The following is a 21580-nucleotide window of genomic DNA, read 5'->3' on the forward strand; positions in this document are numbered from 1 at the left end:
GCTCGATGGCTGTTGTTGTGCTGGAGCGTTTTCTCGCCGACGAGGCTGCGACCGCAAGGCTCGGTGAAGACCTCGCCATGGCGCTGCGGCCGGGCGACGTGCTGGCGCTCAAGGGCGATCTCGGCGCCGGCAAATCGACGCTGGCGCGTGCGCTGATCCGGGCGCTGGCCGACGATGCCGGCCTGGACGTGCCGAGCCCGACCTTCACCTTGGTGCAAAGCTACGACACGCGCATTCCCGTTCATCATTTCGACCTCTATCGGCTGTCTTCGGCCGGCGAGATCGATGAGCTCGGTTTCGACGAAGCGCTGCTGCAAGGCGCTGCTTTGGTCGAATGGCCGGAGCGGGCCGAGGCCGCGCTGCCCAAGACGTCGATCTGGATCGAACTCATCCATCAGGGCGAAGGCCGATTGGCGAAATTGTCGGGCGAAGGTGCCGCATTCGACCGCGTGGCCCGATCTCTGGCGATGCGCGATTTCCTCGAAACGGCCGGCTGGGGCGACGCCGCGCGGCGCCATTTCGTCGGCGACGCCTCGGCGCGTTCCTACGAGATCGTCTCGCGCGCCGGTTTCGCGCCGCGCGTGCTGATGAACTCGCCACGGCTGGTGCTCGGACCACCGGTGCGCGACGGCAAACCCTATGCGGTGATCGCCCACACCGCGCAGTCGGTGACGGCCTTCGTCGCCATCGACAAGGCGCTGCTGGCGCAAGGCGTCAGCGTCCCCCAGATTCATGCTGACGATCTCGATCAGGGGTTTCTGCTACTTGAACATCTGGGCTCGGAAGGCTTTCTCGACGGCCAAGGCGAGCCGGTCGCGGAGCGCTATGCGGCAGCGGCCGAATTGTTGGCGATGATGCACAGCAAGACCTGGCCGCAGCGCATGGAGGCCGTGCCAGGCGTCTTCCACGACGTGCCGCCCTTCGATCGCGACGCCATGCTGATCGAAGCCGACCTTCTGGTCGACTGGTATGTGCCGATGGTGTCAGGCGGCCCGGCCAGCGAGGCTTTGCGCGCCGGCTATCACAAGGAATGGAGCGCGATTCTCGATCGGCTGGACGCCAGCGCATACACGCTGATGTTGCGCGACTTCCATTCGCCCAACATCATCTGGCGCGGCGATCGCACCGGCCACGACCGTCTCGGCATCGTCGATGTCCAGGACGCGCTGATCGGTCCGGCCGCCTATGACGTCGCGTCTCTGGCCATGGATGCCCGCGTCACCGTTTCGCCTGAGACCGAGCAGCGGACCGTCGATGCCTATGTCGCGGCGCGCCATGCCGCCGGCGGCTTTGACGAGGCGGCTTTCCGCGAGGCCTATGCGATCATGGCGGCACAGCGCAATTCGAAGATTCTCGGCATTTTCGTGCGGCTCGAAAAGCGCGACGGCAAGCCCTATTATCTGAAACACCTGCCGCGCATCCGCGACTATCTCAGGCGGGCGCTGGCGCATCCGGCGCTGGCCGGGTTGAAGGATTTTTATATGGCGCATGGCCTGCTGGAGGAACGCGCACCGTGACCCTGACCACCGCAATGGTGCTGGCGGCTGGTCTCGGCAAGCGCATGCGGCCGATCACCGACACCATGCCTAAGCCGCTGGTGAGGATCGCCGGCAAGACCTTGCTCGACTGGGGGCTGGACAGCCTGGCGGCGGCTGGCGTCGAGAAGGCCATCATCAACGTGCACTATCTGCCGGACCAGATCGTCGCTTATGTCGCCCACAGGCAGGTGCCGAAAATCGTCATTTCTGACGAGCGCGATGCGCTGCTGAATTCGGCCGGAGGCATCGTCAAGGCATTACCGCTGCTGGGTGCCGAACCTTTCTACATCATCAATGCCGACACGTTCTGGATCGACAGCGGACAGCCCAGCCTCGAGTGCCTTGCCCTTGCATGGGATGGCGCGAAAATGGATATTCTGCTGATGCTTACCGATCTCGACTCGGCGACCGGCCACAGTGTCGGCACGGATTTCCTGATGGCGCCGGATGGCGGCCTGCGGCGCTCGAAAGGCGACCCGGCAGGGCTGATCTATGCCGGGGCAGCGATCGTCAATCCCGCTATCTTCAGGGATGCGCCGACAGGGGCGCATTCCCTCAATGCGTATTTCGACAAGGCGATCGCTGAGGGACGCCTGTTCGGCATGCAGATGCGGGGACACTGGATCACTGTCGGCACGCCCGATGCCATTCCGCAGGCGGAAGCGGCGGTCGCCGCTGCCCTCGCAGGAGCGGTATGAGCGGCTCGCGCCGCGTTCTCTCGATCCCGCCCGGAGCGCCGTTCCTGCCGACTCTGGCCGAGGCCTTGCTGGCGGGACGGCTGGTGCCGGGCTTCCGTTTCGACGGCGACCCGCTGGCGCTGGCCGATGTCACTATCTATGTGCCGACGCGGCGTGCGGCGCGCGCGCTGCGCGGCGCCTTCGTCGACGCGCTTTCCGGACCGGGAGCGAGCCGCCGTTCGGCAATCCTGCCGGTCATCCGCCCGCTCGGCGAGTTCGACGAGGACGAGGCCGCCTTCGACGCCGGCACGCCGACCGAGCTTGAGATGGCGCCGCCGATCGCGGCCATCGAACGCCTGCTGCTGCTGGCGCCGCTGGTGCGGGCCTGGAAGCGCACCTTGCCCGCGCATGTGCTGGCTATGTTCGACGAAGAGATCGTCGTGCCGGCCTCCGCCGCCGATGCGATCTGGCTGGCGCGCGACCTCGCCCGGCTGATGGACGAGATCGAGACCGAAGGCACGGACTGGACCAGGCTTGCCGATCTAGTGACCGGCAATCTTGCCGGCTGGTGGCTGGTGACGCTCGACTTCCTGCGCATCGTCACCGACGCCTGGCCGCAATTGCTGGAGGAGCGCGACCGCTCCAATCCGGCCGCGCACCGCAATGCGCTGATCCGTCGCGAGGCGAAGCGGCTCGAACGCAATCCGCCGAAAGGCCCGGTGATTGCCGCCGGCTCGACCGGCTCTATTCCCGCCACGGCCGAACTGCTTGCCGCGGTCGCCGGCCTGCCCAACGGCGCCGTGGTGCTGCCCGGTCTCGATGGGATGTTGGACGAGGCGTCCTTTGCCGCCATTGCATCGCCCAGCGCGCGACCGGCACTGCTCGGCCATCCGCAATACGGCATGGCCAAGCTGATCGGCAAGATCGGCGTGCTGCGCGGCGATGTCGAGGAGGTGGTATCAGCCGAGCCGGCGCTGGCATTGCGCGCGGCTCTCGTCGGCGAAGCACTGCGGCCGGCTGAAACCACCGAATTGTGGGCCGAAACCCGTGTCACGTTCAAGGCTGGCGACATCGCCGAGGCCTTTGCCGATGTGACGCTGGTGGAAGCCGCCAGTGAACGCGACGAGGCGGTGGCGATTGCCATTGCGCTGAAGACCGCCGTCGAGCAGCAGGGACAACGGGCGGCCCTCGTCACCGGTGACCGTGCGCTGGCGCGTCGTGTCTCGGCCGAGCTGTTGCGCTTCGGGGTCGTCGCCGACGATTCCGGTGGCACGCCGCTCGCCAACACGCCGGCGGCCAGCCTGCTGCGGCTGACGTTGCAGGCCGTGTTCCGGCCCGGCGATCCGGTCGGCCTTTTGTCGCTGCTCAAGCATCCGCTGCTGGGCCTCGGGCTGGAGCGCACCGGCGTACGCCATGCTGCCGAGCTCATCGAGTTAGTGGCATTGCGTGGCGGCACCGGGCGCCCCGACATCGCCTCGCTGCCGGCGCTGTTCGAGGAACGTCTTGCCGGCCTGAGCAGCGACAAGCGCCAGCCCTTCTGGTTCTCGCGCCTGACCGTGCGCGGCATCGAGGACGCTCGCGACGTGCTGAGCCGGCTTGCGACGGCGCTGGCGCCGTTGACTGCCTTTCGCGTTGAAGACAACGCTGATCTCGTCGCGCTGACCAGAGCGAGCGTCGCCACGTTGGAAAATCTCGGCCGCACGGCGGGTGGCAGCCTCGCCGGACTCTACGCTGGCGATGCCGGCGAGAAACTCGCCGAGCTGCTGCGCGGCGTGGTCAGCGCTTCGGCATCATTCGACTTTGCTGCCGACGAATGGCCCGATGTGATGGACGCGCTGATTGCGCCGGAAACGGTCAAGCCGGGGCAAGGCACAGACCGCAACATCGCGATCTGGGGCGCGCTGGAAGCACGACTGCAGAATGTCGACACGCTGGTCATCGGCGGGCTGAACGAAGGCGTGTGGCCGCGCAAGCCGGAAAGCGACCGCTTTATGTCAAGGCTGATGAAGACCGGCATCGACCTCGAACCGCCGGAGCGGCGCATCGGCCTTGCCGCCCACGATTTCCAGATGGCGATGGGCGCGAACAAGGTGGTGCTGACGCGCTCCGCCCGCGCCGGCGACGCGCCGGCCGTGCCGTCGCGCTGGCTGCAGCGCATCCTCACCTTCATCGGCAAAGATCCCGCCACCGCCCTGCGCGGGCGCGGCGATGAATTGCTGGCCTGGGCGCGAACCCTCGATGCCGGCGAGCGGAAGCGTTTCGCGCCGCGGCCACAGCCGAAGCCGCCGCTCGGCGTGCGGCCCACCCACTTCTCGGTCACCGAGATCGAGACGCTGCGCCGCGACCCCTATGCGGTCTATGCCAGGCGCATTCTGGGCCTTCTGCCGCTCGAGCCGGTGATCCGCGATCCCGGTGCGGCCGAGCGCGGCACGCTGTTTCACGACATATTGCATCTGTTTTCGACAGAGGTTGCCGATCCGCGCGCGCCGGAAGCCCTGGAACGCCTTATCGCCGCCGGCCGGACATGCTTTGCCGATATAGCGCTTCCCGCCGATGTCGAGGCGGTGTGGTGGCCGCGTTTCGAAAAGCTTGCCGCCAACATCATCGAATGGGAGCGCGGCCGGGCTCCTGCCGTCGCAAGGCGGCATGCCGAGGAGCGCGCCGAAAAGACTGCTGTCGGCCGTACCGGCGTGACGCTGTCCGGCTATGCCGACCGCGTCGATCAGCTGGCCGGCGGCATGGCCGACATTCTCGACTACAAGACCGGCTCCTCGCCGTCCAAGGCGCAGGCACACACGCTGCTGGCGCCGCAGCTGGCGCTGGAAGGTGCGCTTCTGCGGCGCGGCGCCTTCAGGGGGCTTGGCGCGCGCGAACCCTCGCAGCTTGCCTTCGTGCGGCTAAAGCCGAATGGCGAGGTGTTCGAGGAATCCATCCTCGACTACAACCGCCAGCCGAGGACCGCCGAAGACCTTGCCGAAGAAGCCTGGGCGCGGCTGGAAAAGCTGCTCGTCCATTATGCCGATCCGACGACCGGTTATCTGTCGCGGGCGCTGCCGTTTCGTGAGGGCGAGAGCGACGGCGATTACGACCATCTGGCGCGCGTGCTGGAATGGTCTGCCGGCGGCGACAACGACGACGAGGCGGGGGAGGCATGAGGAAGGCCTATCCCATCCCCACCGAAACGGCCGCCAGCCAGGCGCGTGCCTCCGACCCGAAGAACTCGGCATGGGTGTCGGCCAATGCCGGCTCCGGCAAAACGCATGTGCTGGCCCAGCGCGTCATCCGGCTGCTGCTCAATGGCACCGATCCGTCGAAGATTCTGTGCCTGACCTATACGCGGGCCGCCGCCGCCAACATGTCTAACCGCGTCTTCTCGACCCTGTCGGATTGGACGGCGCTTGGCGATACGGAACTGGCGGCTCGCATCACCGCGCTAGACGATCGCCGGCCCGACCGCGACACGATGCGCCGGGCGCGCCGGCTGTTTGCCGAAGCGCTGGAGACCCCGGGCGGGCTGAAGATCCAGACCATCCACGCCTTTTGCGAATCGGTGCTGCACCAGTTCCCGCTGGAAGCCAACATCCCGGCACATTTCGAATTGCTCGACCCGCAGATGGAGGCTTCGCTGTTCGCCGCCGCGCGCCGCGACATGATTTCGGGGACGTCTGCCGGCGACGCCGGACTGGCCGAGGCCTTTGCCACCGTGCTGGAGCGCGGCGGCGAACACGGGCTCGACGCGCTGCTCTCCGAAATCGTGCGCAAGCGCGACGGCCTGCGCGGCTTCATCGATGCGGTCCGGCGCGCCGGCGCCGGCTTCCAACCCTTGTTCGATGAGTTTCATTTCCGCCCCGGGCAAAGCGCCGAGGACATAGCGGCGTCAGTCTGGCCGCTGCCCGGTTTCCCGCCGGATTTCCTTGCCGCGTTCGCGAATGCCGTCGAAGCGACCGACGCCCGCGTCCTGATCAACAACCTTCTGCCCTATGCCCGCGTGGCCTTCGCCGACCAGGATCCGATCCGCCGGTTGCAGATGCTAAGCAAAGCTTTCCTCAAGGCAGACGGCGACCCTTACGAGCCGGCAAAGCTGTTCAAGAAGGCGCTGCTCGACCGGCTGCCCGATCTCCCCGACCGCTACCAGGTGGCGGTCAAGGCGATCGTCGAGGTTTCCGACCGGCTGGCGCTGTTCCGGATGCTGGAAGGTACGGCTGCGGCGCTGACCATCGCCGACTGGCTGATTGTGCGCTACGAACGCCTGAAGCGTGGCCGCAGCTTCCTCGACTTCAACGATCTCATCACCCGCACCGTCAACCTTCTGGCGCGGCCCGATGCCGGCCCCTGGGTGCAGTACAAGCTCGACCAGGGCATCGACCACATCCTGCTCGACGAGGCGCAGGACACCAGCCCCGACCAGTGGGAGGTGGTGAAGCGCCTGTCGGAAGAGTTCTTCGTCGGCCACGGCCAGCGCGGCAGCGCCAATCGCACCATGTTTGCCGTCGGCGACGAGAAGCAATCGATCTACTCCTTCCAGGGGGCAGCGCCCGATTCCTTTGCCGACAGCCGGCTTTTGTTTGCCGGGCGCGTGCGTGATGCCGAGGCTTCTTTCGCCGACCTGAAACTGACCTGGTCGTTCCGCTCGACCGACGACGTGCTGGCCGCCGTCGATCGCGTTTTTGCCGAGCCGGGCGTGCGGCGTGGCATCAGCCATGATCCGGATCCGCTCGACCACAAGGCGATCCGCAACGATGCCCCGGGCTATGTCGAGGTCTGGCCGTCGCTCGGCGCCGATGCGGTCGAGGAGCCCGACGACTGGACGCTGCCGGTCAACCATGCCAGCGCGCCGGCAGTGCGGGTCGCCGAGCATGTCGCGGCGACGATCCAGGCCTGGCTCAAGAACCGCGAGGTCATCGAGGGCAAGGGGCGCACGCTGAAAGCCGGCGACATCCTTGTGCTGGTGCGCAAGCGCGACCGCTTCGTCCATGCGCTGTCGCGCGCGCTGAAGGACCGCGATATCCCGGTCGCCGGCGCCGACCGGCTGAGCCTGCCCGGCCACATCGCGGTGAAGGATCTGATCGCGCTCGGGCATTTCCTCATCCAGCCGCAGGACGATCTGTCGCTCGCCGCCGTGCTGCGCAGCCCGATCTTCGACGTGTCGGAAGAGACGCTTTTTGCGCTTGGTGCGGGAAGGCCGGCCTCGCTGATAGCGTCACTGCGCCTTCATGCCGGCGAGAGCGAAGCGCTGACCAATGTCGTCGCCCGCCTCGATGGCTGGGCCAACGAGGCGGCGTTCCGTCCTGTCTTCGAATTCTACGCCGGGGTGCTGGCGCGCGACGGCCTGCGCAAGAAGATGATTGCCCGGCTCGGGCCGGAGGCCGGCGATATCCTTGACGAATTCCTGAGTTTTTGCCTGGCCGAGGAACGCACCGGGCTGCCGGGGCTGGAGGCCTTCCTGGCGACGCTGGAAAACACCGGTCCCGAAATCAAGCGTGAGATGGACCAGACGCGCGACGAGGTCCGCGTCATGACGGTCCACGCCGCCAAGGGCCTGGAGGCGCCTGTCGTCTTCCTGGTCGATGGCGGCTCGGCGCCGTTCAGCGACCAACATCTGCCACGGCTGATGCCGTTCGACGGTTCGGGGCGCAGCTTTGACGGCAAAGGTTATCTCTGGCGCTCGGCAAGCGATGTCGCCAACGGTTTCTCCCGGGCGGCCTCGGAGCGGGCGCGGGAACTCGCCGACGACGAATACCGCCGCCTGCTCTATGTCGGTATGACGCGCGCCGAGGACCGGCTGATTGTCTGCGGCTATCACGGCAAGCGTTCGCCCAGCACCGGCACGTGGCATTCGATCGTCAGCCGCGCGCTGCTAGGTGCGCCCGAAAGCACGGAACGCCCCCACCCCGCCAGCGGTGAGCCGGTGCATCGCTTTATCATGACCAAGCTGCCACCGGTGGCACTGGCAGCCGCCGACGAGGCGCGGCTGCCGCAACCGCTTCTGCCATTTTTGCCGGCAAACCTGTACCGGGCCTTGCCGCCTTACGACGAGCTGCCGCGTCCTCTGTCGCCCTCGGGCGCTTCGGCGCTGATCGACGAGGGCAAGGAGGCGGTCGTCGATACGCGCTCGCCGGTGTTGGACGATGAAGCGGAGCCTGGCTTTGCGGTGATGCGCGGGCTGGCGCTGCATAAATTGCTGCAGATGCTGCCTAGCTTCCCAGAAAGCGATAGGGAAGGCGCGGCCAGGCAATATCTCAGCCGCACCGGCGCCGACTGGACCGAAGCCGAGCGCGACAAGGCGCTGGCCTCTGTGATGGCGATCCTCGGGGATGCGCGTTTTGCCGATCTGTTTTCGTCCAGTTCTCGCGCGGAGGTCGCGGTTATGGGCAGCCTCCAGGTGAAGGGCAAACTGCGCTCGATCTCCGGCAAGATCGACCGGCTAGCGGTGACGCCGCAAAAAGTGTCGATCGTCGACTACAAGACCAACCGGCCGGCGCCGGCCTCGCTGGCGCAGGTGCAGCCGGCCTATATCCTGCAGCTGGCGCTCTACCGGGCATTGCTCAGGCCGCTTTATCCCGGCCGCTCGGTGACTGCGGCGCTGTTGTTTACCGAGGCGCCGAGGCTGATCGAACTGCCGGCTGAGGCGATGGACGATGCCCTTGCCCGACTCACGGGAGCGTGACACAAGTTCTGCTTGAAGAAGGGCTGCTCAACCACCACATTTGGTGCGAGATAAATTTCGAAAGGATTTTCGCATGGCCACCGTCAAGGTCGACAAGAGCAATTTCCAGGCCGATGTGCTCAACGCCTCGCAGCCTGTCGTGGTGGATTTCTGGGCGGAATGGTGCGGCCCGTGCAAGATGATCGGTCCGTCGCTGGAAGAGATCGCCAACGAGCTCGGTGACAAGATCAAGATCGCCAAGCTGAACATCGACGAGAACCCCGAGCTTGCCGCGCAGTTCGGCGTGCGCTCGATCCCGACGCTGATGATCTTCAAGGGCGGCGAAGTGGCCGACATGAAGGTCGGCGCCGCCCCGAAGACCGCGCTGTCGCACTGGATCAACGGCAGCCTCGCCTGAGCTTTTTTGGGCAATCCCGGACAGAAAACCGCTTCACACTTTTCTTGGAATTGCCCTAGCAGAACTCCCGATATCGAAGCCCGGCCCTCGCGCCGGGCTTTTTCTTTGGCGTCATCGCCCGACCTCTCTGGCCCTCGCGCCGGCGCACTCCATGTCATCTGCTTGTTGCAGGACAGGAGAGACAAATGACCGGATCCGCCAAGGCCACCGTCTTCATCGACAATGAGCGCGTCATCGTCACCGAATACCGCTTCCAGCCCGGCGACAACACCGGCTGGCACCGGCATGGCCATGACTACGTCGTGGTGCCGCTGATGGACGGCAAGGTGAAGCTGGTGACCAAGGATGGCGAGAGCTTCGCCGAGATGAAGAAGGGCGCGCCGTATTTCCGCAAGGAGGGCGTCGAGCACGACGTCATCAGCGCCAATGACGGTGAATACGCCTTCATCGAGATTGAGCTGAAATAGACCCCCGCCAATTACCAGTCGGCGATCCGATCCCCGCCGGTGAATTGCGCGCTTTTTTCGGTGTATTCGAACAGCTCGATCTTCACCCCGTTGGGATCGCGGATCCAGGCCTGAAACGTGTCGTCGCAGGCGTGTTTCTTGGCCGTGACGTCGACGCCTTTCGATTTAATGTGCGCTATTGCGACGTCGATGTTTTCCACCTCAAGGCAGAAATGGTTGATCTGGTTCTGTTCGCTGTATTCAGTGGCGTCCTTCTGGAACACCTCGACATGGCTGCGGCCGCCGCAATTGAGGTAGAAGCCGAACACCTTGCCGTCGCGCAGGAAGTTGAACTGCGTGTCGAGGCCGAGCACGTCGCGGTAGAAGGCCCGCGTCGCTTCCAGGTCGTGCGCGAAGATGCAGACATGGGCGAGCTGCTTCACCTTGATCATCACTGGCTCCTCGGGAAAAGTCCGGCTTCAGGTCGGCGGCGTGCCGTTTTCGGCCAGCACCGCGCCGGCGAGATACAGTGAACCGCCTATCAGGATGCGCGGCGCCGGCCCATCCCAGGTGTCGCGCAGCAGCATCAGCGCGCTGGCGACGGAGCTGACCGGCTCGGCGGTGAGACCGGCTTCCGTCGCGCGGACCGCCAACTCGTCATTGGGCACGCCGGCATCGCTGAGGCTGACCGGCACCGTGTAGACGTGGCGGACCAGACCCTTGAAGGCGTGAAAATAGCCGCTCTGGTCCTTGGTGTTGATCATGCCGGCAATCAGGAACAGCGGCCGCGGGTTCTTTTCCTCCTGCTCGGCCAGCGCCTCGGCAATGACCATGCCCGCGCCCGGATTGTGGCCGCCGTCGAGCCAGATGTCGGCGCCCGCGGGCGCCAACTCCGCCAGTCTGCCCTGCGCCAGCTTCTGCATGCGGCCCGGCCAGGCGACTTTGGCCATAGCCTTCTCCGTGGCGCGGTGGCTGATCTCGAAGCCGGCGGCCTTGACCGCAGCAATCGCTGCCGCCGCATTGGCGAACTGGTGGCGCCCGGGCAGCCGCGGCGGTGGCAGGTCCATCAGGCCGTCCTCGTCCTGGTAGACCATGCGGCCGTTTTCCTCGAAAGCGAGGAAATCCTGGCCGTAGACGAAGGTCGGGCAATCCAGCCGCTCGGCGGTTTCGATCAGCACCTGCAGCGCCGTCTCGCTCTCCTGCGCGCCGATCACCACCGGGCAGCCGCGCTTCATGATGCCGGCTTTTTCGGCGGCGATCAGTTCGACGCGGTCGCCGAGATAGGCTTCGTGGTCCATCGACACCGGCATGATCACAGACACGGCCGGCCGGGCGACGACATTGGTGGCGTCGAAGCGGCCGCCAAGGCCGACCTCGATGATGGCCGCAGCGGCCGGGTGCTCGGAAAACAGGATGAAGGTGACGGCGGTGAGTATCTCGAAGACGGTGATCTTCTGGCCCTCATTGGCCCGGGCGACGCGGGCAATGGCTTCGGCGAAGGTCTCGTCATCGACCAGCTTGCCGCCGCCTTCGGCCGCCAGCCGGTAGCGCTCGGCCCAGTTCACCAGATGCGGCGAAGTGTGGACATGGACGAGATGGCCGCCGGCTTCGAGCAGCGCGCGCGAAAAGGCCGCGCACGAACCCTTGCCGTTGGTTCCGGCGATGTGGATGACCGGCGGCAGCCGGTCCTGCGGATTGCCGAGGCGTTCGAGCAGCCTGGTGATGCGGTCGAGCGAAAGGTCGAAGCCTTTAGGATGGAGCGCCATCAGGGCTTCGATTTCGCGGTCGGCGGCAAGTGTGGTCATGGGGGAATCCTAGCGCATGACCCCGAAAACACGAATCGGTTTTCGGAAAGGATCATGCGCAAATAAGATACTGCGCGAAACATCGCGCGCAATCGCTGATAGGCGGCCAGGAATGTCGGGTCAGACCTGCGGCCGGGCTTCCGTCGGGATGACCGCCGGCGGCAGGATTTCCGGCTCCAGCGGCTTCTGATCGGGAACCTTGAGCAGCATCTTCAACAGCCGCGCAATCGTCCCGCGTAGTTCCAGCCGCGACACCACCATGTCGACCATGCCGTGCTCCATCAGATATTCGGAGCGCTGGAACCCGTCCGGCAGTTTTTCCCGGATGGTCTGCTCGATGACGCGCGGGCCGGCAAAACCGATCAGCGCGCCGGGCTCGGCGATGTGGACATCGCCCAGCATGGCGTAGGAGGCGGTGACGCCGCCAGTGGTCGGGTTGGTCAAGACGACGATGTAGGGCAGGCCGGCTTCCTTCAGCCGATCGAGGCCGACCGTGGTGCGCGGCAATTGCATGAGGGACAGGATGCCTTCCTGCATGCGGGCGCCACCGGAGGCGGCGAACAGGATCAACGGCCGCTTGCGCTGCAAGGCGACTTCGAAAGCATGCACGATGGCGTCACCGGCAGCCATGCCAAGCGAGCCGCCCATGAAGGCGAAATCCTGCACCGTCACCACCACCGGCAGGCCTTCGACCGTGCCCAGCGCGTTGACGATGGCGTCTTCCAGACCGGTCTTGGCCTTGGCGTCCTTCAGCCGGTCGGTGTAGCGCTTCTCGTCGCGGAACTTGAGCGGGTCCTGCATGACCTTGGGGTTCTCAAGTTGCTCGTATTTGCCGTCGTCGAAGAAGAATTTCAGCCGCTCCTTGGCCGAAATCTTCATGTGATGGCCCGATGACGGGATGACGAACTGGTTGGATTCCAGGTCCTTGTGGAACACCATCTCGCCGGTCTCGGGATCCTTGATCCAGAGATTCTCCGGCATGTCGGTGCGCCGGCCGAGCATCGAATTGATCCGCGGGCGAACGTAATTGGTGATCCAGTTCATCGCTTCGGCTCCTGTCCTGACGAAGAGTTGGCTACAGAGGTAAGACGACTATTCGGCAGCAGCAAGGCGGGCCGAACGCACGCCTTGCGACAGGCCGCTGACCAAAGTGGCGACGGCCTCGGCCGGGTCGGCGGTCTTTTCGCCCTTCGGCCCCAGCACGTTGGCGACCGCATTGACGATGGCGGTACCGACGACGACGCCGTCGGCATTGGCGCCGATGATGCGCGCCTGCTCGGCGGTCTTGACGCCGAAACCGACACAGACCGGCAGGTCGGTATGGCCCTTGATGCGCTTGACCGCGGCGGCAACCTTGCCGGTGTCGGCCAGAGCCGAGCCGGTGATGCCAGTCATCGAGACGTAATAGACGAAACCCGATGTGTTCTGCAGCACTTTGGGCAGGCGCTTGTCGTCGGTGGTCGGCGTCGCCAGGCGGATGAAGTTGATGCCGGCCTTCAGCGCTGGGATGCAGAGTTCCTCGTCCATTTCCGGCGGCAGGTCGACGACGATCAGCCCATCGATGCCGCTGGCGATCGCGTCCTTGAGGAAACGATCGACGCCGTAGATGTAGATCGGGTTGTAGTAGCCCATCAGCACGATCGGCGTTTCGTTGTCGCCAGCGCGGAAGTCGGCCGCCATCTTCAGCGTCTTGACCAGCGTCTGGCCGCCTTTCAGCGCCCGCAGGCCTGCCGCCTGAATTGCCGGGCCATCGGCCATCGGATCGGAAAACGGCATACCCATTTCGATAATGTCAGCGCCCGCCTTGGGCAGCGCCTTCATGATCGACAAAGCGGTGTCATAGTCCGGGTCGCCGCTCATGAAATAGGTGACGAGCGCCGGGCGGCCCTCGGCTTTCAGTTTTGCCATACGGCGGTCGATGCGGGTCGTCATGATCAGATCTCCATGCCCAGCATCGAGGCGACCGTGTGCACGTCCTTGTCGCCACGTCCAGACAGGTTGACGATGACGATCTGGTCCTTGTCCATCGCGGGCACGATCTTCACTGCGTGCGCAATGGCGTGCGCGGATTCCAGCGCCGGGATGATGCCTTCGACGCGCGTCGTCAGCTTGAAGGCCTCCAGCGCCTCGTCGTCGAGGATCGGCACATATTCGACGCGGCCGGAATCGCGCAGCCAGGAATGCTCGGGGCCGACGCCGGGATAATCGAGCCCGGCCGAGATCGAATGGCCGTCCATGATCTGGCCGTCGGCATTCTGCAAGAGATAGGTGCGGTTGCCATGCAGCACGCCGGGCGCGCCGGCGTTCATCGAGGCGCAATGCTCGATGCCGTCGAGGCCACGGCCGCCGGCTTCGATGCCGATGATCCGGACCTCCTTGTCGTCGAGGAAGGGATGGAACAGGCCGATGGCGTTCGACCCGCCGCCGACGGCGGCGATGATGGTGTCAGGCAGCCGGCCTTCCTGCTCGAGAATCTGGGCGCGTGCCTCGGTGCCGATGACCGACTGGAAGTCGCGCACCAGTTCCGGATAGGGATGCGGGCCGGCGGCGGTGCCGATGAGATAATAGGTGTCCTCGACATTGGTGACCCAGTCGCGCAACGCCTCGTTCATGGCGTCCTTCAGCGTGCCGTGGCCGGCGGTGACCGGCCGCACTTCGGCGCCGAGCAGCTTCATGCGGAAGACGTTGGGGCTTTGGCGCGCGACGTCGGTGGCGCCCATATAGACGACACAAGGGAACCCGAAGCGCGCCGCAACCGTGGCTGCCGCCACGCCGTGCTGGCCGGCGCCCGTCTCGGCAATGATGCGCTTCTTGCCCATGCGCTTGGCCAGCAGGATCTGGCCGAGGCAATTGTTGATCTTGTGCGAACCGGTGTGGTTCAGATCCTCGCGCTTGAAATAGACTTTCGCGCCGCCCCCGAGGCCCTTCGCCGAGGAAACCTCACGAAGATGCTTGGTCAGCCCCTCGGCGAAATAGAGTTTTGAGGGTCGGCCGGCATAGTGGGTCGACAGGTCGGTCAGTTCGGCCTTGAAGTCCGGGTCGTTCTTGACCTCGTTCCAGTGCCGTTCGAGGTCGAGGATCAGCGGCATCAGCGTCTCGGCGACGAAGCGGCCGCCAAAAATGCCGAACATGCCCTGCTCGTCGGGTCCGGTGCGGAAGGAATTGGGTGTCGCCGGCTGGTCCATCGCCGATCTCCTGGTTCGAAAGAATTGTTCAGGCGGCGCGGTCGTCGCGCGCGGCCCTGACGGCCCGGAAAAACTGCTCGATCAGCGCCGGATCCTTGACACCCGGAGCGCTTTCCACGCCCGACGAAATGTCTATTGCGGGCGGATTGGCTGATCTCAGGGCGTCGCCGATATTGGCGGCGTTGAGCCCACCGGAAAGCATGTAATCGAGCCCGGCGTCAAGGCCGGCCAGAATGCGCCAGTCGAAGGCGACGCCATTGCCGCCCGGCAGTTGCGAGCCTTTCGGCGGCTTGGCGTCGAACATGAACCGATCGGCAATGCCGACAAAAGGCTTTATCCGCTCTAGATCGGCGGCCTCGCTGACGGAGAACACCTTCGTCACCGGCAGGCCGTAGCGGGCTTTCACTTCGGCCACCCGCTCGGGGGTTTCCGAACCGTGCAACTGCAGCATATCGGGGTGCATTTTGGCGACGATCTCGTCCAGGACGGCGTCATCGGCATCGACCGTTACGGCAACCGCCCTGGCCTTGCCGATTGCCGCCTGGCGCAGGCGGCCGGCTTCCGCCGGCTCGACATAGCGCGGGCTCCTGGCAAAGAAGATAAACCCGACATGGCTGGCGCCGCCGGCCAATGCCGCAGCCATTGCCTCATCGGACTTCAACCCGCAGATCTTGATATCGAGCGCCATGGCGCGGGGATTGGCACGAAAAGCCACAAGAGTCGAGAAAAAGCATGCTGTTTGCCACCTGGGCGGAACGCGCTACCTTCTTCTGAAGCAATGCAGGCGGGAGCAAGATCATGGCAGACGAAACCGTCACCCAACTCAAGCAGAAGATGGCGCAGGCGCGCGAGGTGATCGCGCATCTGATGGACAAGGCGGCCTTCAACGGGGCGGAGGCGCACCGGGCGCTGGATTATTTCGGCAGCGATGAATTCGAGCAGAATTTCCTGCCATGGCCGCGCCACGGCGATGAAGGGCTGCGGCCGGAGGAGCTCAATGCGGCGAATGATGATTGAGCGGAAGCCCCTTGGCGGCGCCACCCCCAAACGCTTGCGCTAGCGGACTAATCGAAAACAATCGCCTGCAGCGCGCCGCCGTTGCGCTTCAACCAGTCCTTGCAGCGGTCGGTGTCGGGGCAGAGCTGCTCGCACAGTTTCCAGAATTTCGGGCCGTGGTTCATCTCCTTGAGATGCGCCACCTCATGCGCGACGAGGTAGTTTATGACAGGCGTCGGCGCCATCATGATGCGCCAGGAGAAGGACAGGTTGCCGTCGGAGGTGCAGGAGCCCCAGCGGCTCGACGTGTCCTTGAAGCGGATCGCCTTGGCGCGCTTGCCGACCGCTTCGGTGTGCTTGACCACCAGCTTCTCGATCTCCTTCTTGGCTTCGCGCCTGAGGAAATCGGCGATGCGGCGCGGCAAATGTATGCGCTCGCCATGCACGATCAGCAGCGGGCCGCGCTCGTCGCGCGAGACGGTGACGGTGCCGCGTTTCGCCGGTTCATGGACAATACGATGCGCCACGCCGCGGATCGGGATCTTGATGCCGGGCCGCACTTGCGGCCGTGTCGGCACCTTGGCCAGCCGCTGCTCCAGCCAGTCCTGATGGCGGTGCAGGAACTTTTCCACCTCGCCGCGGCGCAGACCCGGCGGCACGGTGATGCGCAGGCCCTGGCCGCCGGAATCGATGCGCAGCGTCAGCCGCCGGGCCCGGCCGCTCTCGACGATCTTGAGCGGCAGCGTGCGGCCGGCAACGACATGCTCTCGCTCTTCGACAGGCGAGGGCTTTGGTTTGGTCAGGTTGCGAAAGAAGCCGAAGGACATGGCTGAACGATACGCGATTCGAGGAAAACGACCAGTAGAGCGAACGCGAAAAGAGAACAAAAAAGAAACGGCGCCGCTCGCGCGACGCCGTCTTTCATGCCGAGACCTGTCGCAGGATCTCAGTCGTCAAGCAGGTTCGGGCCCTTGCGCTTGGGGGTCGCGGGCTTGCCCGCTTCGGTCGAGCCCGAGGTCGTCGGTGCGGTCGACTTGTTGCGGTTGGCCATGAAGCGGTCGAACTCGTCCTGGTCCTTGGCGCGGCGCAATTCGCGGGCATAGTCGTCGAACTCGCTCAGCATCTCGTCGAGCTTGCGGCGCTCTTCGGCGAGGCGCTCGAGTTCCTTCTCGCGCCAGTCGTCGAAAGCGACGTTGCCGGTGCGAGCCGAACCATGGCCCCAGCGTGCGGCCTTGTCGGAACCACGGCGGCAGCCGGCGAAGATGCCGTCGGTGGCGCGGTTGACGTCGCGCTTGAAGCCGTCAAGCCGGTCGCCCCAGATGATGTAGGCGAGCATGGCGAAGCCAAGCGGCCAGAACACCATGAAGCCGATCACCATCAACGCGATGGTCGCCGGCGTCCAGCCCGGGCGGATCAATGCGGATGTGTTCATTTTCTCCCATTCCTTCGGTTGGAGACAGCCAAACCCGGCTGCGTTGAATCGAGATGGGAAGACGAAAACGGCGATTCAAGACAATGTCGGCCAAAACCGGACAAGGGTCTGAAATGATTATCGCTTTTTGAGCGCTTCGAGGAAAAGCACGACCAGCCCGGCGACCAGCCCCCAGAAGGCGGCGCCGACACCGAACAAGGTCAGCCCTGAAGCGGTGACCACGAAGGTGACCGTGGCGGCCATGCGCTGGTCCTCGTCCTTGAGCGCGATCGACAGCGCGTTGGCGAGCGACCCCATCAGCGCCAGGCCAGCCACCAGCACGATCAGGCTCTGCGGCAGCACCGCGAAGATAGCTACCAGCGAGGCGCCGAAAAGCGCGAAGACGAGGTAGGCGAGCGCATAGAAGGGGCCGGTCTTCCAGCGCTCGGCGGGGTCGGGATGCACGTCCGGCCCGGTGCAGATCGCCGCCGAAATCGCCGCCAGATTGGTGGTCGAGCCGCCAAACGGCGCCGACAGCAGTGAGAACAGGCCGGTGACGCCGATCAGCGGGCCGGGCTCGGGGTGATAGCCGGCGGCGCGCAGCACGGCCAGTCCCGACAGGTTTTGCGAGGCCATGGTGACGAGGTAGAGCGGCAGCGCCAGGCCGATAATGGCGGCGGCGCTGAAATGCGGCGCAATCAGCGTCAGCGTCGACAGTTCCGGCGCCGGCAGGCCGCCGACACGGCCGGTGAGGAAGGCGGCAGTGCCGCCGCCGATCAGCACCGCCAGCACCGACAGCGCCGGGTTGAACAGGCGAATGACGAAGAAGGCCGCGATCAGCGGCAGGATCAGCCAGGGGTCGATGGGAATGGTCTTGACCGCATTGAGGGCGAAGGTGACGACAATGCCGGCCAGCATGCCGGACGCCACCGAGGCCGGTATTTTGGCGATTAGCTGGGTCAGCGGCTTGAACAGGCCGGTGGCGATCAACAGGATGCCAGTGACGATGAAGGCGCCGACGGCATCGGCCATGGTAAAGCCGCTCGATGCCGCCATCAGCGCCAGGCCCGGTGTCGACCAGGCGGTGATGATCGGCATTTTCGTGCGCCAGGACAGCCACAGGCACTCGATGGCCATCGCCAGGCACAGCGCCGTCACCCAGCTCGCTGTCTCGGCCTGGGTGGCGCCAACCGCCTTGGCAGCGGCAATGACGACGGCCAGCGTGCCGCCGAAGCCGACGATTGCCGCGACAAAGGCGGATATCGGGATGGAAATGCGCATTCTTGCCTAACCTGCCCGCACGACCATGTCGCCCACGGCTCTCAGCAGCATGTCGAGGTCCTGCGGCCGCGACAGGCGGTGATCACCATCGGGGATGAGCGACAGCGTGACGTCGTCAGCCGGCAGCAGGGAGACCAGCTTCAGCGCGTGGCTTGCCGGCACATCGGCATCGGCCAGGCCTTGCAGGATGTGGACCGGACAATGGGTGTCGATCGGCCCGGTCATCACCCTGTTGTTGCGGCCGTCCTCGATCAGCGCGCTTGTGTAGATGTAAGGCTCGGCGGAGTAGTCCGACGGCTCCTCGAAAAAGCCCTTCTTCTTGAGATCGCGCTTTTGCGCTGCGGTCAGCGCCGGCTCGACCAGTTCGTTGGTGAAATCCGGCGCCGGGGCGAGCAGTACCAGGCCGACGACACCGGTGTCGCCAGCCTTGCGCAATTCCTGCACCATGCGCAGCGCAATCCAGGCGCCCATCGATGAGCCGACCAGCACCTGCTTGCCCTTGGTGAAGCGCCGGAAGACGGCGAGGCTCTCGCCAAGCCATTTCGAGATGGTGCCGTCGGCAAAGGCGCCGCCGGATTCACCATGACCGGAATAGTCATGACGCAGGAAAGCTCGCCCTTCGCGGGCTGCCCAATCAGACAGCGTCTCGGCCTTCGTACCAAGCATGTCGGATTTATAGCCGCCGAGCCAGACGATGCCTGGCGTCGTGCCCGCCTCATGGCGCACCGCGATGCTGATTCCCTGGACATCCAGAAGGGTTAGGATGGTCGCGGTCATGGCTGTCGGCCAATCCTGGTTGTGGGGCCTGATTTTCCTCGCCGGTCTTTTGGCACAGGCAAAGGCGAGGCGGAAAGTGCCCGCCTGATCCTTTGTTTGGTGCAGACCAGCGTTCAGGGTGATTTTCTGTCAGCGCTATGCTATTGACTCCGCCCGCGCGCTCACCACATTGGCGCGTCCTGAATATTTCTAGATTTGAAACCCTGAACGAAACGGCCAAGGAGACCACGACCATTCGCAGACCTTTCAAAGCAGCGGCGCCCACCAAGGATGGCCCGCGCTCCAACCGTGATATCCGGGTTCCCCGGGTCCAGCTTATCGACGCCGAAGGCCAGAACCGAGGCGATGTCTCCATCAACGACGCATTGCTGCTCGCCGAAGAGGCCGGGCTCGATCTGGTCGAGATATCGCCCAACGCGGTGCCACCCGTCGTAAAAATCCTCGATCTCGGCAAATTGAAATACGCCAACCAGAAGAAGGCGGCCGAGGCGCGCAAGAACCAGAAGGTCATCGAGATCAAGGAGATCAAGATGCGCCCGAACATCGACAGCCATGACTACGAGACCAAGATGAAGGCCGTGCGGCGCTTCTTCGAGGAAGGCGACAAGGTCAAGCTGACGCTGCGCTTCCGCGGCCGCGAAATGGCGCATATGGAACTCGGCATGCAGCTCCTGAACAAGGTGCGCGAGGAAGTGTCGACCATCGCCAAGGTCGAGGCGGAGCCGAAGCTCGAAGGCCGCCAGATGATGATGGTGCTGGCGCCGCGTTAGATCACGTTCGGTTGAGGCGTGATCTAGCGCTCTAAATCGGCCTGAATCATAGCTCACGGCGTCCCGGCGATCGGCGGGGCGCCTGCTTTGTTGGCAGACGCCGCGATCGCCGGCAAAGCTTTTCCACGATCGGATTCCCGACATGGCCAATGAAATCAAGCCTGCGCCCGTCAAGGAGCTGGGCGGCTACCAGCACATGCGCAGGATGGTGCTTGCCGTGCTGGTGGTGGTGCTGTTTGCCGCCCTGCTCTTCGGCCAGTCGACATTTCCGCCGGAGACCCCGGTGCACGAGACGATCGAGATGTTCGGCGTGCTGTTGATCTTCCTCGGCATTGTCGGCCGCTTGTGGTCGACGCTTTATATTGGCGGCCGAAAATCCTCGGAAGTGGTCACCGGCGGGCCTTATTCGATTACCCGCAACCCGCTCTATGTGTTTTCGACCATTGCCGCCGCCGGCGTCGGGGCGCAGATCGGCTCGTTCTCCGGCATCATCCTGTTTGCGCTTCTGTGCGCCGGCGCCTTCCACATCGTCATCCTGCGCGAAGAGAAATACCTCAAGCAAGTGCTCGGCGCCCCTTACCAGGCCTATCTGGAGCGGGTGCCGCGCTTCTTTCCCAAACTGTCGCTCTACCAGGAAGGCGATACCGGCAGTTTCAAGCCAAGGCTTTTGTTGACCACCTTGCTCGACGGGCTGGTGTTCCTGGTGGCGCTGCCGGTGTTCGAGACCATCGACGGCGCCCAGCAGTCGGGTATTCTCCCGGTCTTGTTCAGGCTCCCTTGATCGCGGACAGAGCGTCGCAGCCCTTCGGGTGTTGCGCGCGCGCCTGCTTTGACGTATAGGACCGCCGTTCCAAGAAAACCGCCCGGCAGGGCATGCCGTGGCGGTTTCATTTGCTTTTCGGGCTTTTGGTCCGCCCGAAGCGAACAAGAAGCGCGATTGTGCGCCACCAATACGGAGTAGCAAAATGCCCAAGATGAAGACCAAATCGGCCGCCAAGAAGCGGTTCAAGATCACAGGTACGGGTAAAGTCCTGTCGGCTGCGGCCGGCAAGCGTCACGGCATGATCAAGCGTTCCAACAAGTTCATTCGAAATGCCCGCGGCACGATGGTTCTGGCTGAACCGGATGGCAAGAAGGTCATCAAGAATTTTCTGCCGAACGGCCTCTAAGGCATTCGGTCTGGACACGTTTTAAGGAGATCATGACATGGCACGCGTAAAAAGAGGCGTCACCTCGCACGCCAAGCACAAGAAGGTCCTGAAAGCCGCCAAGGGCTTCTACGGCCGCCGCAAGAACACCATCCGCATCGCCAAGCAGGCGGTGGAAAAGTCGCTGCAGTACGCTTACCGCGACCGCAAGAACCGCAAGCGCTCGTTCCGCGCGCTGTGGATCCAGCGCATCAACGCCGCGACCCACGAGCATGGCCTGACCTACGGCCGCTTCATCGACGGCCTCAACAAGGCCGGCATCGAGATCGATCGCAAGATCCTGTCCGACATGGCCATCCATGAGCCGCAGGCTTTCGCCGCGCTGGTCGCCAAGGCCAAGGTCGCGCTCGAATATCTGAAGAACACCACGCCGAATGCTTTTGAGAGCGCTGTCGCCTAAGACCAGCGCTTCCCAAGCTATT

The 21580-nt window shown here is 64.6% G+C and carries 21 protein-coding genes; 11 read left to right on the forward strand and 10 right to left on the reverse strand.

All coding sequences use genetic code 11. The features are described from left to right. Positions 1-5: 5 nt before the first annotated feature. The 6 genes from tsaE to AC1DYC_RS25495 all read left to right on the forward strand — a co-directional run bounded on the left by tsaE (position 6) and on the right by AC1DYC_RS25495 (position 9746). Positions 6-1517 carry a tRNA (adenosine(37)-N6)-threonylcarbamoyltransferase complex ATPase subunit type 1 TsaE gene (gene tsaE, locus AC1DYC_RS25470; protein ID WP_477410518.1) on the forward strand — a complete coding sequence of 504 codons (1512 nt, stop codon included), beginning with the start codon at positions 6-8 and terminating at the stop codon, positions 1515-1517. A 14-nt stretch (positions 1518-1531) separates the two neighbouring features. Then, positions 1532-2236, forward strand: coding sequence for a nucleotidyltransferase family protein (locus AC1DYC_RS25475; RefSeq protein ID WP_477410555.1), 705 nt, complete (start codon positions 1532-1534; stop codon positions 2234-2236). Then, positions 2233-5370 carry a double-strand break repair protein AddB gene (gene addB / locus AC1DYC_RS25480; protein ID WP_477410519.1) on the forward strand — a complete coding sequence of 1046 codons (3138 nt, stop codon included), beginning with the start codon at positions 2233-2235 and terminating at the stop codon, positions 5368-5370. The genes AC1DYC_RS25475 and addB overlap by 4 nt, the downstream gene beginning before the upstream one ends. Next, entirely contained in the window at positions 5367-8882 is a 3516-nt protein-coding gene (addA, locus tag AC1DYC_RS25485; RefSeq protein WP_477410520.1) for a double-strand break repair helicase AddA, read from the forward strand. The genes addB and addA overlap by 4 nt, the downstream gene beginning before the upstream one ends. Positions 8883-8955: 73 nt before the next feature. Continuing rightward, positions 8956-9279, forward strand: coding sequence for a thioredoxin (gene trxA / locus AC1DYC_RS25490; RefSeq protein ID WP_023672297.1), 324 nt, complete (start codon positions 8956-8958; stop codon positions 9277-9279). Positions 9280-9464: 185 nt separating this feature from the next. Then, complete coding sequence (locus tag AC1DYC_RS25495) at positions 9465-9746, forward strand: cupin domain-containing protein (RefSeq protein ID WP_023681396.1); 282 nt, start codon at positions 9465-9467, stop codon at positions 9744-9746. Positions 9747-9757: 11 nt separating this feature from the next. Here the strand turns inward: AC1DYC_RS25495 and AC1DYC_RS25500 are convergent, their stop codons facing one another. The 6 genes from AC1DYC_RS25500 to AC1DYC_RS25525 all read right to left on the reverse strand — a co-directional run bounded on the left by AC1DYC_RS25500 (position 9758) and on the right by AC1DYC_RS25525 (position 15403). Then, positions 9758-10177 carry a VOC family protein gene (locus AC1DYC_RS25500; RefSeq protein ID WP_477410521.1) on the reverse strand — a complete coding sequence of 140 codons (420 nt, stop codon included), beginning with the start codon at positions 10175-10177 and terminating at the stop codon, positions 9758-9760. 27 nt (positions 10178-10204) lie between these two features. Further along, on the reverse strand, positions 10205-11530 hold the full coding sequence (locus AC1DYC_RS25505) for a bifunctional folylpolyglutamate synthase/dihydrofolate synthase (RefSeq protein ID WP_477410522.1): 1326 nt from the start codon (positions 11528-11530) through the stop codon (positions 10205-10207). 120 nt (positions 11531-11650) lie between these two features. Beyond that, positions 11651-12574, reverse strand: a complete 924-nt coding sequence (accD, locus tag AC1DYC_RS25510) for an acetyl-CoA carboxylase, carboxyltransferase subunit beta (protein WP_477410523.1) — start codon at positions 12572-12574, stop codon at positions 11651-11653. A 48-nt stretch (positions 12575-12622) separates the two neighbouring features. Next, positions 12623-13462: a tryptophan synthase subunit alpha gene (gene trpA / locus AC1DYC_RS25515; protein WP_477410524.1), complete on the reverse strand. Its 840-nt coding sequence runs from the start codon at positions 13460-13462 to the stop codon at positions 12623-12625. Between the two features lie 2 nt (positions 13463-13464). Continuing rightward, positions 13465-14715, reverse strand: a complete 1251-nt coding sequence (gene trpB / locus AC1DYC_RS25520; RefSeq protein WP_352582786.1) for a tryptophan synthase subunit beta — start codon at positions 14713-14715, stop codon at positions 13465-13467. 28 nt (positions 14716-14743) lie between these two features. Further along, complete coding sequence (locus AC1DYC_RS25525) at positions 14744-15403, reverse strand: phosphoribosylanthranilate isomerase (RefSeq protein WP_477410525.1); 660 nt, start codon at positions 15401-15403, stop codon at positions 14744-14746. 110 nt (positions 15404-15513) lie between these two features. On the opposite strand from AC1DYC_RS25525, the gene AC1DYC_RS25530 reads away from it, so the two are divergent. Further along, a complete protein-coding gene (locus AC1DYC_RS25530) occupies positions 15514-15732 on the forward strand; it encodes a hypothetical protein (RefSeq protein ID WP_477410526.1) in 219 nt (72 codons plus the stop codon). Between the two features lie 47 nt (positions 15733-15779). Here the strand turns inward: AC1DYC_RS25530 and AC1DYC_RS25535 are convergent, their stop codons facing one another. From AC1DYC_RS25535 to AC1DYC_RS25550, 4 genes are all read right to left on the reverse strand, one after another. Continuing rightward, complete coding sequence (locus AC1DYC_RS25535) at positions 15780-16538, reverse strand: M48 family metallopeptidase (RefSeq protein ID WP_477410527.1); 759 nt, start codon at positions 16536-16538, stop codon at positions 15780-15782. A gap of 119 nt (positions 16539-16657) precedes the next feature. Further along, positions 16658-17143, reverse strand: coding sequence for a DUF2852 domain-containing protein (locus AC1DYC_RS25540; protein ID WP_477410528.1), 486 nt, complete (start codon positions 17141-17143; stop codon positions 16658-16660). Positions 17144-17260: 117 nt separating this feature from the next. Next, on the reverse strand, positions 17261-18403 hold the full coding sequence (locus AC1DYC_RS25545; RefSeq protein WP_477410529.1) for a benzoate/H(+) symporter BenE family transporter: 1143 nt from the start codon (positions 18401-18403) through the stop codon (positions 17261-17263). Between the two features lie 6 nt (positions 18404-18409). Continuing rightward, a complete protein-coding gene (locus AC1DYC_RS25550) occupies positions 18410-19180 on the reverse strand; it encodes an alpha/beta hydrolase (RefSeq protein ID WP_477410530.1) in 771 nt (256 codons plus the stop codon). Between the two features lie 233 nt (positions 19181-19413). On the opposite strand from AC1DYC_RS25550, the gene infC reads away from it, so the two are divergent. The 4 genes from infC (at position 19414) to rplT (ending at position 21558) form a co-directional block, all read left to right on the forward strand. Further along, entirely contained in the window at positions 19414-19950 is a 537-nt protein-coding gene (gene infC / locus AC1DYC_RS25555; protein ID WP_112559872.1) for a translation initiation factor IF-3, read from the forward strand. 142 nt (positions 19951-20092) lie between these two features. Beyond that, positions 20093-20731, forward strand: a complete 639-nt coding sequence (locus AC1DYC_RS25560) for a methyltransferase family protein (protein WP_477410531.1) — start codon at positions 20093-20095, stop codon at positions 20729-20731. Positions 20732-20915: 184 nt separating this feature from the next. Continuing rightward, positions 20916-21119: a 50S ribosomal protein L35 gene (gene rpmI / locus AC1DYC_RS25565; RefSeq protein ID WP_006201248.1), complete on the forward strand. Its 204-nt coding sequence runs from the start codon at positions 20916-20918 to the stop codon at positions 21117-21119. Between the two features lie 37 nt (positions 21120-21156). Then, positions 21157-21558, forward strand: a complete 402-nt coding sequence (gene rplT / locus AC1DYC_RS25570) for a 50S ribosomal protein L20 (protein WP_006201247.1) — start codon at positions 21157-21159, stop codon at positions 21556-21558. Positions 21559-21580: the final 22 nt, after the last annotated feature.

Source organism: Mesorhizobium sp. P2_E7 (genome assembly GCF_056403855.1).

What these genes read in the sequence shown, in the direction of transcription:
- tsaE (WP_477410518.1), top strand. Translation starts at nt 6, where the DNA reads ATGGCTGTTGTTGTGCTGGAGCGTTTTCTCGCCGACGAGGCTGCGACC.
- AC1DYC_RS25475 (WP_477410555.1), top strand. Translation starts at nt 1,532, where the DNA reads ATGGTGCTGGCGGCTGGTCTCGGCAAGCGCATGCGGCCGATCACCGAC.
- addB (WP_477410519.1), top strand. Translation starts at nt 2,233, where the DNA reads ATGAGCGGCTCGCGCCGCGTTCTCTCGATCCCGCCCGGAGCGCCGTTC.
- addA (WP_477410520.1), top strand. Translation starts at nt 5,367, where the DNA reads ATGAGGAAGGCCTATCCCATCCCCACCGAAACGGCCGCCAGCCAGGCG.
- trxA (WP_023672297.1), top strand. Translation starts at nt 8,956, where the DNA reads ATGGCCACCGTCAAGGTCGACAAGAGCAATTTCCAGGCCGATGTGCTC.
- AC1DYC_RS25495 (WP_023681396.1), top strand. Translation starts at nt 9,465, where the DNA reads ATGACCGGATCCGCCAAGGCCACCGTCTTCATCGACAATGAGCGCGTC.
- AC1DYC_RS25500 (WP_477410521.1), bottom strand. Translation starts at nt 10,177, where the DNA reads ATGATCAAGGTGAAGCAGCTCGCCCATGTCTGCATCTTCGCGCACGAC.
- AC1DYC_RS25505 (WP_477410522.1), bottom strand. Translation starts at nt 11,530, where the DNA reads ATGACCACACTTGCCGCCGACCGCGAAATCGAAGCCCTGATGGCGCTC.
- accD (WP_477410523.1), bottom strand. Translation starts at nt 12,574, where the DNA reads ATGAACTGGATCACCAATTACGTTCGCCCGCGGATCAATTCGATGCTC.
- trpA (WP_477410524.1), bottom strand. Translation starts at nt 13,462, where the DNA reads ATGACGACCCGCATCGACCGCCGTATGGCAAAACTGAAAGCCGAGGGC.
- trpB (WP_352582786.1), bottom strand. Translation starts at nt 14,715, where the DNA reads ATGGACCAGCCGGCGACACCCAATTCCTTCCGCACCGGACCCGACGAG.
- AC1DYC_RS25525 (WP_477410525.1), bottom strand. Translation starts at nt 15,403, where the DNA reads ATGGCGCTCGATATCAAGATCTGCGGGTTGAAGTCCGATGAGGCAATG.
- AC1DYC_RS25530 (WP_477410526.1), top strand. Translation starts at nt 15,514, where the DNA reads ATGGCAGACGAAACCGTCACCCAACTCAAGCAGAAGATGGCGCAGGCG.
- AC1DYC_RS25535 (WP_477410527.1), bottom strand. Translation starts at nt 16,538, where the DNA reads ATGTCCTTCGGCTTCTTTCGCAACCTGACCAAACCAAAGCCCTCGCCT.
- AC1DYC_RS25540 (WP_477410528.1), bottom strand. Translation starts at nt 17,143, where the DNA reads ATGAACACATCCGCATTGATCCGCCCGGGCTGGACGCCGGCGACCATC.
- AC1DYC_RS25545 (WP_477410529.1), bottom strand. Translation starts at nt 18,403, where the DNA reads ATGCGCATTTCCATCCCGATATCCGCCTTTGTCGCGGCAATCGTCGGC.
- AC1DYC_RS25550 (WP_477410530.1), bottom strand. Translation starts at nt 19,180, where the DNA reads ATGACCGCGACCATCCTAACCCTTCTGGATGTCCAGGGAATCAGCATC.
- AC1DYC_RS25560 (WP_477410531.1), top strand. Translation starts at nt 20,093, where the DNA reads ATGGCCAATGAAATCAAGCCTGCGCCCGTCAAGGAGCTGGGCGGCTAC.
- rpmI (WP_006201248.1), top strand. Translation starts at nt 20,916, where the DNA reads ATGCCCAAGATGAAGACCAAATCGGCCGCCAAGAAGCGGTTCAAGATC.
- rplT (WP_006201247.1), top strand. Translation starts at nt 21,157, where the DNA reads ATGGCACGCGTAAAAAGAGGCGTCACCTCGCACGCCAAGCACAAGAAG.